This window comes from Spirosoma foliorum, assembly GCF_014117325.1.
GTDB classification, from domain to species: domain Bacteria; phylum Bacteroidota; class Bacteroidia; order Cytophagales; family Spirosomataceae; genus Spirosoma; species Spirosoma foliorum.
The window spans coordinates 6616809-6630239 of the sequence record NZ_CP059732.1; the positions used below are offsets into that span (position 1 = coordinate 6616809).

Consider the following 13431-nt stretch of genomic DNA (forward strand, 5'->3'; position numbering starts at 1 on the left):
TAAAAGTAAGGGCTTTATAAGTATCGAAAAATCCCATAAATATGCGATGTGATACAGACTTACACCCCTAAAATTTGTAAGGTAAGCGTGGTTCCACCCCCGCGTGTTGACTGAATGGAAAGTGTCCCGCCTAATTTCTGGGCTCGGGTGTGCATATTTTTGAGTCCATTGCCTCCCAGTGGATTCTGGCCAACGGGCTGTTGGGTATCGAACCCCACTCCGTCGTCCTGTACTACCAGTATCAGCAACGAACCGCTACGTTGAAGTCGTACCCAAACATGGCTAGCTGATGCATACTTAGCAATATTAGTAAGGGCTTCTTTATAAATCAGGAAGAAATCACGCCGTTGTTCAAGCGGCAAGTGAATATGCGGTACAGCTTCATCAATATCCTGATGCAATGTAATATCCTGAGTACCCAACAGGTCGGTGGCAACGTCGCGCATTCGTACAACCACCTGGGTCATCGAATCATTTTCGGGATTTACACTCCAGACAATATCACTCATCGAGTCCATCACCTGCCGGGCGGTTTCGCCAATTTTGTCGACTAACAACCGGGCATGTTTCGGGTCTTTCTGGGCAATATTGAGCACGCTCTGACTGAGCATACTGATAGAACTGAGGTAGCTGCCCATGTCATCGTGAAGATCGCGGGCAATGTTTTCTCGGACGGAAAGCAGGCGCAGTTGCTGGCGAAGACGATAGCGGTACAGTAAATACAAACCAGCGCTCACGAATACCAGTCCGTACAAAAACATCATCGGCAAAAACCACCAACGCAACCAAAGTGGCGATTCGACAATGATTTTCAGGCGGGCCGGGCGACTATTGGGGTATCGGGCATCCTTTACCTCAAATAATAACTCACCATTAGGCAAATTGGAGAGAACAGCGAAGCTATCACGGGTCGTAATCGGCTGAGAAAAAAGCTGTCTGGCTTTGTATTCATACAAATGATCTGTTCCCGGCGATTGGAAATAGATAACGGTGTTGTTGTGTCGGTAACTCAACTGTATCAATGAATCGCCTTTTCTGAAAGTAGATGGTTCGGGCTTCACAAACACACGGTTCATCGCCTTAACATCTATGATGCTAACCGACTGAGCATGGGCCTGTAAACAAAAAAGGAACAAGAAAAAAGCGACCCTGCTGATCAATATCCGGCGATTCATGATACCAAACGGAGATCAGTAGTCCGGTGTTTTCGGACTAGCCCAATCGAAAACAAGCCAAAGGCCAAGGCATTAATCATTACCGTGAATGTATCGAAAAAATAATATAAGTCGAGCGAAGTTTCGATAAAGTAATTTTCAAAATACTTAGTTCCGGCGGAGACAAAGCCCATTAGGAAAAAACCGAGATCATAATAAATAGTTGGTTGCTGACGTAAGGAAACCTCATTCGGCTGATCGAACAACCGAATGAGGCTCCGAAACGCATACATAGCCAGCAGAAACCAGGCAACCGATCTTGTAAGTGAATTAATATGATTAAATCCAACCCATCCAACTACTTCAACCGGCAGCAACACCGTCACCAATCCAGACAGGAATAGTGGCCAACGTCCCCAACCGACACTTGCACCGTAGAAATAAGCGCCAATCAACAAGACAGCCAGGGTTCTGAAGTAAGACGTAAAATGATTCCTGATATAACTGTAACGAAGAATGGTGTCCGCCACCTCTACTATTAATATCCCGGTCAGGAACCAGATAAGCCCTCGCTCCCGAGCAGAGAGTTCAGACCAATACCTTACTCCAAGCCCAATAGGTATCAGTACAACCGCCGTAGAAACATACAGGATTAGGTCAAGAATATCGTAGAGCGTCACAATAAAATTATAGTTCGTTGGCAACAATTGAAGCCCATATTTGGCAAAAATACGTTTTCATAAAACGTATTTTTGCCAAATTCTTTTTACAAAGAAAGCGCTGTGTTGAACTGATGGGAATGCTCAACTAACATCAGTTTTGAGTGGGAGGATTACAGGGTTGTCTTGGAGGGCAACCATCCCCATCATTCGGCGCTATGTTGGTCGTTCGAAATTCGAGAACAAATCCGTTTTGGCTGGCGTCATCGGCCTGTATTAGGAGACTAAAATTCCCCGGCACATGATTTAGCGGATTGTACGTAATTAAGCCCCAGGATAAGCGCAAATGGGTTTCAGGGCCAAAGGCAGCAGGATCATTGAGCAAAGTAAGCATTGCCTTGACGGGGAACAGGTAACCATGTATTGCATTGGCACCCAAATCGGGATAAATTTTCAGGAAATTCTGGATGTATCGCTGGGCTACACTGTTTCTGAGGGGTTTATTTAAATCAAGTTCGCCGTACGATTTTACGACCTGCTCTTCAACCAAAAATTTACCCCAAACCAGTTCATCGGTTATTTTCGGCGCCGATTGCCAGAAGCTCCCCCGGCTAATGAGAATTATCTCCCCTTTGTTCTTAACGGATTTGGTAAACCCGAAGCAGTTCGTCTGCAACAGGCAGTTTTTATCCTTAAAGTAGGTCAGTAAATCAATGAGTTGTTGTTTCGGAATACGCATCGCTAAAGCCGTAGCCGATGGATGAGGCTGTCCCTTAAAGGCTAGAAAGGCGCTAAACCTGTCGGCATCCGTTTGGTAATTATCGGCTAACTCCACCCGATCCGGGTTTGTCAGCACGTTTCTGACCTGTAGTCCTGATTGTTGTACATCGCCCGATTTTAATCCTTCCAGATAGTCAAGCTGTTCGCTTGTCAGTGGTAGTGGTGTTGGTGGTGTGTTCATATGGCTTGGTTGAAAATCAATAAATTAATTGTTAAAAATAGGGTAAAGGTAGTTTTCATTAATTGCCTGGTGGCATGTTCGGAATGCGGCCAATTGGCGAAACAGGTGGAGTTAATTTTGCATCAATGCCTACCCTCAATGCCGACCAGACCGGCGTAAAGCTGTTGACCGTTTGCCTATCTCGCTGAATTGAAATGGGCTTCCCACGTGTGCTTAGTATGCTTTTCACCTCCGAAGGCGTCAGGAATCGGCTACGAGAGTGGGCATAATTCTGCATCAGTAGTACAACACCAGCCATTTGCGCCGTAGCCGCCGAACTTTGCCCGTAGGTCATCGCAACATCGTAGCGTGTCAAGGAAATAGGGACAGGCATGTAGCTTGTAACCCCAGGGCCATAATTACTCTCAGGAGTGTTGGATTGGGCAGAGTATCCACCTACTACCACAACCTGATTACCGGATGGGATACTATCGGCAGACAATAACTGAAGTTCATTTCCCGCCGACACAATAACGACGCAACCACTCGCTGTTAGCTTAACCAGTTGCTGTCCTATATACTTGTCAGTCAGAACCGAGCTGCCATGAACAGGCGAAAGATTTACCATAACAACAGACCCAGGTGGCGGAGTCATAAATCGTATCGACTCTATGGCTTCGGGAATGTTCGTTCGCCATGGAAACATAGGTGATTGATTGATTCGATTCGCGCTAATAAGGGTCATTTTCCCAGGAGGGAAATCAGGTACGATCTCCTTCAGAACAGCCAGCGTTTTTTCACTGTGGAATTCTCTGGCATACTGCCGCACACTTACAATGTTGCGGTCAATGGCCGGTCTCGTATAGCTGAATGGGCCAAACGTGGGTGTAGGAGTTGCACTCCAGAGATACCACTCCTTATCAACCAAATATAAAGAAGGGTAGTCAGTTGGCGCAGGATGCCAGTTATCCGTTGAAAATAATAGCATGGTACTATTGATGGTCTATGTCCAGATTAGGGTTGGCACCAGGGATGACTATTGGCCCTAGTCCACTACCGGAAGGCCTCCAGTTTCCAAAAAGCCCTGTAGGGAGTTCCATCCCGCTAGTTGAGGTTATGTCGAATAAGGGATTTAATCCGGCGCCAATTTGACCGTGCAATCGTCCATCCACCGTATTCACTACGAATACATTGAAGAACCAGATTTTGTCTTGCTGGTACAAGGCCCTGGCGGTAGCCTGGCCCGTAGGCTGGCTTAACGGTTCAAAGTAATTGAAATACAGAGGAACCAGAAGGTCTTGTACTCCTGCCATAAAGCTCATATCTTGAGCCCTGGTCGGCACAAATCGGGTTAATAAGTCCATATACTTATCCCGAAACGGTAAACAGATCAAGTTCGGCCTAACACAATTACTGGGGTCTTTTATTGAAATTATATCCATCCTGTCTTCAATTAAAATCGCTGACTAAGAAACTCCCTAAGTAATTTAACTAGTAGGTGGAAGCAACTAGCTGTTTAGCAGGCGTAAAAGTATCAGGAATACCAACAGTACACCATCGCATATTTGGGTGATCCATCTACCTGGAATACAGAAAACATGGGGATAGTATTCTGGGTATTTTGACTGCAACAGACTAGATACTCAGCAACAAGGATTCGCATGGTTGTGGAAGTATTCTGAAATCGACAGTAATGTGACAAATAACTTACCAAATGTCAACTTTTGTTTATCAGCCGTTCAAAAAATCTAATGCACCTTTTATTAAGCTGTGATAAAACGGTTGCGCTTGTGCTGAAGATAGCTGTGTCGTTATGCAGAACCGGCAGCCCATCCAATACACTGTCAATAACTATGTTCCTCCAGTTTCACCTTCCCGCGAAAGGTCCAGAACATAAATACGGTATAGGTAGCGACTAACGGCATCCCAATAGCGGCAAACAACAGCATTGTCCGTAATGACCCATCCGACGAAGCAGCTTCGTAGATGCTGATACTTCCTTTCGGATCGATATTCGATAGCACTAAGTTTGGATACAGGCCCATTGCGAACAGGATCAACAATAAGGCCGTCGTGACGGATGAGGAGATGAAACCACGTCGATATTGCCGTTTTTCGATGCTCCGGCGGATGTTCAGGACAATCAATACGGCAGCTATGCCCAGTGCAAAGAGTTCAGGATATGCCTTGAAAATAGCTGTCATGTGCGGCACGTAAATAAGCGTCGCCATCGATGTAGCCATAAAGCACAGGATAAAAAACTTGCTGGTATTATTGGCAATGATCGTCAGTTTGGCATACAACCGATCTTCGGTTTTCATAAGCAGATACATGGCTCCGTGCATCATAAACAGCGACAGTACGGTAACGGCAATCAGGATGGCGTAGGGGTTAAAAAAATCGCGTAGTCGCCCGACGAATTCATGATTGGCGTTGAGCGGGATACCCTGAATCAGATTCCCCAAAACCAGACCCAACAGGAGCGAAATAACCGTACTGGATACGCAGTAGCTGATATCCCACAGTTGATGCCACCATTTCATTTTCTCCTTACTCCGAAATTCAATCGAGATACCCCGAAAGATAATGGCCACCAGAAACAACATGAAGGGTAAATAAAACACCGACAAAATGGTGCCGTACACCAGCGGAAACGCGGCAAATAGTGAACCAGCCCCAATCACTAGCCAGACTTCGTTACCATCCCAAACTGGCCCAATGGCGTTGAGGGCAATCCGGCGACTCTGTTCTTTCCGAAAAAACAGATGCAACGCCCCGGCCCCCAAATCGAAGCCGTCTAAAATACCATACCCACTGATCAGCGCACCAATCAGCAAAAACCACCACGTGGGAAGATCGATTCCGAGGACTGTATCCATGATTGAATTTTGAATGATAGAATGATTGAGTGAATGAATAATGGCTTGCGTCAGCTATTCACTCAATCATTCTATCATTCACTAATTAAAGATGAAAGCGATGGATTCATGCGGGAAGACGTTTCATCGTCCGAAATCACATCGGGGCCGTGCTGGATTTTCTTGTTGAGCAAATACAGAAACAAGACAAATAGCATCACGTAAATGAAGGTAAACATAATGAGCGATGCCAGAACGTGTTCGGCTTTGACGGCTTGCGAAAGAGCGTCAGATGTACGTAGCAAACCATACACCACCCACGGTTGGCGACCTACTTCGGCGGTGTACCAACCTACCTGATTACCGATTTGGGGCAACAAAACCGAGAAGACAAAAACGCTCATCAGCCAGCGCGTTTGGAAGAGTTTTTTTCGGTAGAGTAGATATAACCCGAGGAGAGTTAACCCAATCAACAACATACCAATGCTAATCATGAGGTGGTAGGTCTGAAACACGAAGTTGACCGCCGTTGGGCGATTTTCGGGTTTTATGCTGTTCAGACCAGGAATGGGCGCATTGACATCGTGATGAACCAGAAAGGACAAGCCGCCGGGAATTTTTAGGCCTGTGGTTTTCTGCTCCTTCGCGTTTACCCAACCTATCAGATACATATCGCCGGGTGCTGATTTCTCGAAGTGACCCTCCATGGCCGCGAGTTTCGCGGGTTGGTATTTCGTAACTACCTCCGCCGATTTACTACCCGTGAACAGTTGTCCCAGCGCTGATATGGCTGCCACCCAGAGCGCGATTCGGAAGGCGGCTTCGGCATGAACGAGGTACTTCTTTTTCAGGATATACCACGCACTTACGCTCAGTACCAAAAACGAACCAGCCAGCAAAGCGCCAATCAACACATGCGAGTAGCGCTCCACCGACGACGGGTTGAAGACCATCGCCCAGAAGTCGGTAACGATAGCGCGGGCCTGCATACCTGTTCCTTCAATCCGATAACCCGAAGGCGTTTGCTGCCACGAGTTTGCCACCACAATCCAGAGCGCGGAGAAAATAGAGCCGAGCGCCACCAGGATGGTCGCCATGAAATGGACTCGTGGGCTTACCTTATTCCAACCAAACAGCAGGATACCCAAAAACGCCGATTCCAGCGCAAACGCAAAAATACCTTCGGCCGCCAGCGCCGAGCCGAAAATATCGCCAACATAACGGGAATAAGTGGCCCAGTTAGTACCAAACTCAAACTCCATCACAATGCCCGTAGCGACACCGATACCAAAAATGAGCGCAAAAATACGGACCCAGAAACGGGTCAATTCTTCATAAACTTTGTCTTTTGTTTTCAGATACAGACCTTCCATAATCACCAGACAAACACCCAAGCCAATACTTAAGGGCGGGTAGATGTAATGAAACGCGATGGTAAAAGCGAACTGAATCCGGGAGAGTAACTCAACATTGTCCATAACCAGCGAGATAGTGGGGACAGGTCGCCGAGATCGCAGACAGGCAGTGCGATAAGGGGGCGAACTAGGCGAGAAAACTATCGCCCGAAAGGTACGACGGGATGCCTATAAGGCGGATGGCATTTCACTAGTTTTTAGCGAAAAATTACTACTGGTTTAGCTACCGATACCTGATAAAGAATTACATTCAATAAATTGACGGATCAATCCAATTTCCTGTGCAGTCCATTGGCCCTCCTACCGTTTCGCGACAATTCCGGAATTACGTCATCGCGTTTTACCAAACCCAGCGAAAGGCATTTCTGATCATCGTTACGTTGCTTATTTCGTTGTATGTGCTCACCGTACCCGATCAGGCCGATGACATGATCAATGCCGTAATCGACGACGGCATTTTTAGTCGACTTTTCCAGTCCATTTTGCTAAGTACCTTCATCTGGAGCTGGATGGTCTATGGTTGCACGCGCATGATCTTACATATTTCGCCCGTTGGCTTACGGCTAAATAGTGAGTGTGATTTACTGCTCCGATGGCTTCCCAAGCTCGGCGGTATGATTCCGGCCTTCATTCTGGCTTATGCCTTCTGGAAACCCGATCACTGGCAATCATACCTGTTGATTCTCGAAAGCTACCTGATGCTGATCGTCTTTCTATCCATCGAGCATTATGTGCCGGTTTTTGCCCTTCCTGCACGTTGGAAATTTTCGGAACGCTACACCAATTTCACACAGGATATACGAGCACTTTGGCGAAATCCACTTGGCCGGGTTGTCACAACGGGTGGGCTTGCGTTAAGCATAAGCCTGATTGTTCTGTTCAGTTTACCCGTTAATTGGGGCATTGCTCAACGTTTCCGCCCAACGGCCATTATCATTTTTGGCATTACTCTGTACACATTTATCGGTAGCCTCATCATTTATTTCAACGATTACCGCTATCGGCCATTGATGCTAATTGTACTGGTTTACTTAATTATCATCAGCACTTTTAACGACAATACTACCGTCAGACAGGCCACGAAGTCATCCGTCATGCCCGTAACGCAACGCCCCACAATCCAGGCGCATTTTGCCCAATGGATTGCCGCCCGCCGACAGGAAGAAGGAGATACGATTCCATTGGTACTGGTAGCCGCCGAAGGAGGAGGTATTCGAGCACTGAACTGGACTGCGGAAGCGCTTATTCGGCTCGACTCTATTATTCCGGGATTTAGCCGACATGTGTACGCACTCAGTGGGGTATCGGGCGGGGGTGTTGGAACGGTATTTTACACAGCTTTTCTTCGCGATGTAGCCGAAACAGAACGTACAGGCCGATTCGAGCAATTCAGAAACGTCATCCGTGACGATTATTTATCGGCGGTATCAGCAGCATTGTTATTTCCTGAGTCAATTCAACGGTTTGTGCCAACGCCTTTACCAACCCTTGAGCGGGCAAAATGGCTCGAAGATTCCTGGGCGGACTCCTACGCCGATAATATTGGATTGCACACCCTCGATTCGTCGCTGACTCAGTTGTACCAAACCCCAACGGGCTATAATTACGACCTGCCTTCCCTCCTGCTCAATGGCACACTGGCCGAATCGGGTCAGAAAATCGTCACGTCAAACCTGCAACTCGATCCCGGTTATTTTAAAAATGTAGTCTCTACGCTGGACGTATTGGGCACCGATGTCCCGCTGAAAACAGCCGCATCGTTGTGTAGCCGATTTCCAATCGTGACCAACGGCGGTTTGATTCAGAAAGACACGCTCCTCGGGAATGGCCGAAAAAGACGATATGGCGGGCACGTCGTCGATGGTGGTTACTTCGACAATTCGGGGGTTGAAACCTGCATCCAGCTTCTAAATAACCTCGTCCCGCTTATTCGGCAGCTCGATACAGCCCAGCGCGTCACCGTCATTCCGTATATCCTCTTCATTCAGAATAGCCACACCATTGGCAAGCTCCCTCAAAAGCGATCCATCGTACAGGCAATTCAGATACCTCTGTTAGGATTTTTCAATGCCTGGGACAACGGCTCTACCACCCGCGACAATATGTTCAGCTCATTTATGAACCGCTTCGACAACCCCAAAACGAATTACCTAACACTGCGCCTTGCCTACAACGACAAGTATCCGCTGGGCTGGTTTCTGTCCGACAGTGCCGCCCGAAGCCTGAGCCAACAGGCCAAAGATTCAATTAGTTTAACGAATAAAGAGTTAGCAAAGCTGAAAGGCGCTTTCCGACAAATGAAGGTGAAGCGGGTAGCCAATTAATTTATCGTTGTACTTTAGCCGCCAGAACCAATTTCTGCATTCGGCATGAACCTTCGCATCAACGGCCGCATCTGGCTCGAAACCCTCTCCAACGATTCTGCCGAACGGTTTATGGGCATTGGTCGGCTGGAATTACTTGGGCACATTCAGCAAACGGGCTCTATCAATCAGGCGGCCAAGGCCATGAACATGTCGTATAAACGGGCCTGGGAAATGGTACATTCCATGAATACACAAGCCGATTCACCTCTTGTTACTACACAAACTGGGGGCGAAAAGGGCGGAGGAACCATCGTGACCAAAGAAGGCGAGAAATACCTCACCTATTACCAGAGCTTGCAGGAGCGATTCCAGAAATTCCTGACTGACGAATTGGCAAAACTCCCCTAGTCGCCAACTGGCTGATTTATTTCTTTTTCGCGCTCAACTGCTCTAAAACCGCTGCGATTTGCTGGTCGTAGAGTCCAATCTGTTTGTCGTAAATATGGGTTGTATCCGCCAGTGAACGTTGCAGAAGGTTAAAGCTTTTCAATCGTAACATAGTGTACTGGCGTAGCAATTTCGTATGCTGATGGTACCCATCCGGCAAGTCAAGTTTATCAGCCTCATCGAGCAGGTTAATAGCTTCCTCCCAGGCCACAACTCCCTGATCGTTTATTGCCTTAGCTACCCCAGCCGCTGGGGTAGTTTTCGGTAGCTGAAAAACACTCATCGCCTGACCATTAAGCTTGTTAAACCGCCCCATCAGTCGATCAAAATCAGCCAGTGGGTTCGATTTATACGTATAGACCAATACAGCCAGCACTATCGCCAACACCGGTGGAACAATCATTGGCAAAAGGGCTCGGTTTGCCGGTTGATTGGAGCGCAGCACAAACAGATAATAGGCGTACCCCGTAAACAGCCCCGCCAGTAATCCGCCGATATGGGCTGCATTGTCGATGTGTGCCTGCATCCCCACGAATAAATTGAACCCGACAAAAATCAGAATACTCTGAAGCAACGCCTTACGCACGGTGGCCTCGAGCCAGTTAGTCGTCAGGAGGGCCAGAAATACGCCGTACATGCCAAAAATAGCCCCCGACGCGCCTGCTCCATTAACAACATCATGCCACCAAACGCTAACAACGCTACCCATCAAGCCTGCGGTAAGGTACGCTATTGTAAACTGACGGCTACCTAGCAATGGCTCCAGAATAGGCCCAATCTGCATCAGTGCATACATGTTGAACACTAAATGGATGATCCCAATATGCAGAAAGCAACAAGTCAGCAATCGCCACGGTTGCCCACCGGTTGTTAAGGGCGAATAATTAGCTCCCCATTTAACTAAGTCTTCACCACTCGGTTCCAGGGCATTTACCCCACTGATAACCATAAGCAGGAATACGCCTACATTCAACCAGATAAGTATAGGCGTTATTAAATATCCTCCGCGGGGTTTGAGCAGTTCTAACGGATTAGACTGCTGGGCTCTTGGTGGCCTTGACTCAGAGTTGGGCGTATAGTGAGGCTCATGCGCATCAGGATTTTCTGAATTCATAATCGAACGGGTGGCTTTAGATTAAAAAGGCGGTGGCACGATAATAACGATCGAAGGTGAAAAATACCTTATAAGCACACCTTTTCTACATCAAAGCTCAGTGGTATTTTCCAAAAATGAATGGAGTTTAGCTTGCAACAACTGTTTATCGGGCAATTTAGTCTGATATTCAGCCACTAATGTTGGCGATAAACTGCGGCTCAGTGCATACTCTACTACTTCCGAATCTCGCTCCTTACAAAGTAAAATGCCAATACTTGGATTTTCATGAGCTTTCCGCACATCGCGATCAAGAGCCTCTAAGTAAAAATTTATCTGACCGATATAATCTGGTTTAAATTCCCCCATCTTTAACTCGATAGCGATCAGACAGCAGAGATCTCGATGAAAGAACAGTAAATCAACGTAGAAGTCACTCATTCCTACCTGCAATCGAAATTCTTCGCCTACAAATAAAAAATCCCGACCTAGTTCCATGACAAACTGCTTCATCTGTTTGATGAGTCCTTTTTGTACATCGCGTTCATAAACTGGCTCATCCGGCACATTTAGAAACTCCAGTATATAACTGTCTCGAAAAATTCCTGACACATCTTGCGGCAAAGCCCGAACGGCTGACGGTAATGTTTTATTGGCCAACATCGTTCGTTCATACAACCCGCTTTTAATCTGCCGTTCAAGTTCTCGAAAAGTATAGCCCTCTTTGATAGTTGCCTGCATATAAAAAAGGCGCTCCTTTTTATCTCTTGAATTAGACATAATAGCCAAATGATGGCTCCATGGAATTTGTGTCAACACTGTTGACACAAATTCATCATGTTTATAAGCTTCATAGAATTGCCTCATCCGGTATAGGTTCCGACGATCAAAGCCACGTAATGTTGGCTCTTTCTTACGAAGATGGTTGGCCAACTCCTGAACAGTCGCATCGCCCCATTCCGCCTGAGCAATCTTATCACTCACATACTGCCCAATGCGCCAGTACAAATCAACTAATTCGGCATTTACAGCCCGGAGTGCCCTTTGTTGGGCCTGCCGGATTAGGTCAAGAACACTATCAAATTGTTCGACAAAGGTTACGGACATAGATGTATAAGCAGGGGAATAAAAAACCCGCGCCGAAATAAACGATTTCAGCGCGGGCCAAACAAGAATTTATATCTATTATTTATTTTTTAGTATACTTAACCTTCCAAACTTTCCCTTTCACAGAATCACTAATGTACAGGGCGCCATCAGGACCTTGCGCCAGTCCTACAGGTCGGGCTACCGCATCGCCGGGGCTAGCCAAATCGAGTTTTCCGGCATTCACGTCAGTACCCGGTTTGCCAAGTTCGGGAACACCCGCAAAGTTTTCGGCAAATACTTCGTACTTACCCGACGGACGACCATCTTTTCCGAACGGAATGAAGGCCACAAAATAACCACCCTGTTTCAGGGGAGCCCGGTTCCAGGAGCCGTGAAAACACACGAAGGCACCGTTTTTGTAACGAGCAGGGAAGCTATTGCCGGTATAAAACAACAAATCATTAGGTGCCCAGTGTCCTGGAAACGCCATAATGGGTTTGTCTTTTCCAGCGCAACGGTCTTCTTTGGTGCCATCGCCACCATATTCAGGAGCCAGGAATTTCTTATTCTTGTAATGGTCGTTGTAACAATAGGGCCAACCAAAATCCGACCCTTCTTTTACCATCAGAAATTCTTCGGAAGGCAATTCGGCACTTACTTCATCGGTAAATACACCGCCCCAGTTATTCAGGTTATCCCGGCCATGTTGCAGGGCATACAGCGTATTGGTGGCCGTGTTCCAGTCGAGGGCAACGGCGTTACGAATACCCGTTGCGTAGCGTTTGCCATCGGACTTGTGCTGGTTGAGTTTGTTCGCATCGAACTGCCAGATGCCACCGTACTCTTCCAGAATGGGGCAAGGGTCCATTCCTTTCGAACCTTTCTGCCGATCTTTCTCCTGACAGGCATTCGATGGGGCACCGAAATTCACAAACAGTTTTCCATCCGGCGAAATAGCCAGTGATTTACTCGCATGCTGGCGCTGGAGGGTTAGCCCCACAATGATCGGTTCGGCGGGTGTGGTTTCCAGAACCTTCCCGTCGGTCAGTTTATAGCGGTAAACCGACGTATCTGAAGAAGCATAGAGATAGTTGTTGTAAATCCCCATTCCAGTGCCGGTATTGGTACCAAACATAACGGTCTGGTCGGATTTCCCGTCGCCATTACTGTCCATCAACTCAACAATACCTTTGCCCTCATTGAGTTTTTCCAGTTTAACGAAAACCGTACCCGCTTTATCCACAGCCATGTGCCGTGCTTTTCCGAGATTATCGGCAAAAACCGTTGCCTGAAAGCCGCTTGCTACTTTAATAGCTCCGTTATCGGGAGGGCTTACAGACTGGACATGCGTGATAGCTGTTGACGAAGGCCGTGATTTGATCGGTTTCTTTGGGCCTGCAACGACTGAGGTTACAGCCGTCAATAAAAGCAGAGCTGCTTTCATAATGAATAGGATTGGGTTTGCAGTAT

12 protein-coding genes are annotated in these 13431 nt (G+C 47.2%); 2 read left to right on the forward strand and 10 right to left on the reverse strand.

Features of this window, described 5'->3' with window-relative positions; all coding sequences use genetic code 11:
• Positions 1 to 59: 59 nt before the first annotated feature.
• The 7 genes from H3H32_RS27885 to H3H32_RS27915 all read right to left on the reverse strand — a co-directional run bounded on the left by H3H32_RS27885 (position 60) and on the right by H3H32_RS27915 (position 7089).
• Entirely contained in the window at positions 60 to 1175 is a 1116-nt protein-coding gene (locus tag H3H32_RS27885; RefSeq protein WP_182459014.1) for a sensor histidine kinase, read from the reverse strand.
• Complete coding sequence (locus tag H3H32_RS27890) at positions 1172 to 1834, reverse strand: hypothetical protein (protein WP_182459015.1); 663 nt, start codon at positions 1832 to 1834, stop codon at positions 1172 to 1174. The genes H3H32_RS27885 and H3H32_RS27890 overlap by 4 nt, the downstream gene beginning before the upstream one ends.
• Positions 1835 to 1967: 133 nt before the next feature.
• The gene (locus tag H3H32_RS27895) at positions 1968 to 2774 is read right to left on the reverse strand and encodes a hypothetical protein (protein ID WP_182459016.1); all 807 of its coding nucleotides are present in this window, start codon (positions 2772 to 2774) and stop codon (positions 1968 to 1970) included.
• A 58-nt stretch (positions 2775 to 2832) separates the two neighbouring features.
• A complete protein-coding gene (locus H3H32_RS27900) occupies positions 2833 to 3741 on the reverse strand; it encodes a S8 family serine peptidase (RefSeq protein WP_182459017.1) in 909 nt (302 codons plus the stop codon).
• 4 nt (positions 3742 to 3745) lie between these two features.
• Complete coding sequence (locus H3H32_RS27905; protein WP_182459018.1) at positions 3746 to 4117, reverse strand: hypothetical protein; 372 nt, start codon at positions 4115 to 4117, stop codon at positions 3746 to 3748.
• A gap of 480 nt (positions 4118 to 4597) precedes the next feature.
• Positions 4598 to 5632 (reverse strand): cytochrome d ubiquinol oxidase subunit II, encoded by a 1035-nt coding sequence (cydB, locus tag H3H32_RS27910; protein ID WP_182459019.1) that lies wholly within the window; start codon positions 5630 to 5632, stop codon positions 4598 to 4600.
• Between the two features lie 74 nt (positions 5633 to 5706).
• Positions 5707 to 7089, reverse strand: coding sequence for a cytochrome ubiquinol oxidase subunit I (locus tag H3H32_RS27915; RefSeq protein ID WP_182459020.1), 1383 nt, complete (start codon positions 7087 to 7089; stop codon positions 5707 to 5709).
• A 218-nt stretch (positions 7090 to 7307) separates the two neighbouring features.
• Here H3H32_RS27915 and H3H32_RS27920 point away from each other — a divergent pair, with 218 nt between their 5' ends.
• Entirely contained in the window at positions 7308 to 9350 is a 2043-nt protein-coding gene (locus tag H3H32_RS27920) for a hypothetical protein (RefSeq protein ID WP_182459021.1), read from the forward strand.
• Between the two features lie 45 nt (positions 9351 to 9395).
• Positions 9396 to 9740 carry a winged helix-turn-helix domain-containing protein gene (locus H3H32_RS27925; protein ID WP_182459022.1) on the forward strand — a complete coding sequence of 115 codons (345 nt, stop codon included), beginning with the start codon at positions 9396 to 9398 and terminating at the stop codon, positions 9738 to 9740.
• Between the two features lie 16 nt (positions 9741 to 9756).
• Here the strand turns inward: H3H32_RS27925 and H3H32_RS27930 are convergent, their stop codons facing one another.
• From H3H32_RS27930 to H3H32_RS27940, 3 genes are all read right to left on the reverse strand, one after another.
• On the reverse strand, positions 9757 to 10893 hold the full coding sequence (locus tag H3H32_RS27930; RefSeq protein WP_182459023.1) for a rhomboid family intramembrane serine protease: 1137 nt from the start codon (positions 10891 to 10893) through the stop codon (positions 9757 to 9759).
• 90 nt (positions 10894 to 10983) lie between these two features.
• Complete coding sequence (locus tag H3H32_RS27935; RefSeq protein WP_182459024.1) at positions 10984 to 11979, reverse strand: PDDEXK nuclease domain-containing protein; 996 nt, start codon at positions 11977 to 11979, stop codon at positions 10984 to 10986.
• Positions 11980 to 12061: 82 nt separating this feature from the next.
• Positions 12062 to 13405, reverse strand: coding sequence for a PQQ-dependent sugar dehydrogenase (locus H3H32_RS27940; RefSeq protein WP_182459025.1), 1344 nt, complete (start codon positions 13403 to 13405; stop codon positions 12062 to 12064).
• Positions 13406 to 13431: the final 26 nt, after the last annotated feature.

Bases quoted from the DNA above. Each gene is read 5' to 3' on its own strand.
- H3H32_RS27900 (WP_182459017.1), bottom strand. From the start codon at position 3,741: ATGCTATTATTTTCAACGGATAACTGGCATCCTGCGCCAACTGACTAC.
- H3H32_RS27925 (WP_182459022.1), top strand. From the start codon at position 9,396: ATGAACCTTCGCATCAACGGCCGCATCTGGCTCGAAACCCTCTCCAAC.
- H3H32_RS27940 (WP_182459025.1), bottom strand. From the start codon at position 13,405: ATGAAAGCAGCTCTGCTTTTATTGACGGCTGTAACCTCAGTCGTTGCA.
- H3H32_RS27885 (WP_182459014.1), bottom strand. From the start codon at position 1,175: ATGAATCGCCGGATATTGATCAGCAGGGTCGCTTTTTTCTTGTTCCTT.
- H3H32_RS27935 (WP_182459024.1), bottom strand. From the start codon at position 11,979: ATGTCCGTAACCTTTGTCGAACAATTTGATAGTGTTCTTGACCTAATC.
- H3H32_RS27915 (WP_182459020.1), bottom strand. From the start codon at position 7,089: ATGGACAATGTTGAGTTACTCTCCCGGATTCAGTTCGCTTTTACCATC.
- H3H32_RS27930 (WP_182459023.1), bottom strand. From the start codon at position 10,893: ATGAATTCAGAAAATCCTGATGCGCATGAGCCTCACTATACGCCCAAC.
- H3H32_RS27895 (WP_182459016.1), bottom strand. From the start codon at position 2,774: ATGAACACACCACCAACACCACTACCACTGACAAGCGAACAGCTTGAC.
- cydB (WP_182459019.1), bottom strand. From the start codon at position 5,632: ATGGATACAGTCCTCGGAATCGATCTTCCCACGTGGTGGTTTTTGCTG.
- H3H32_RS27905 (WP_182459018.1), bottom strand. From the start codon at position 4,117: ATGGACTTATTAACCCGATTTGTGCCGACCAGGGCTCAAGATATGAGC.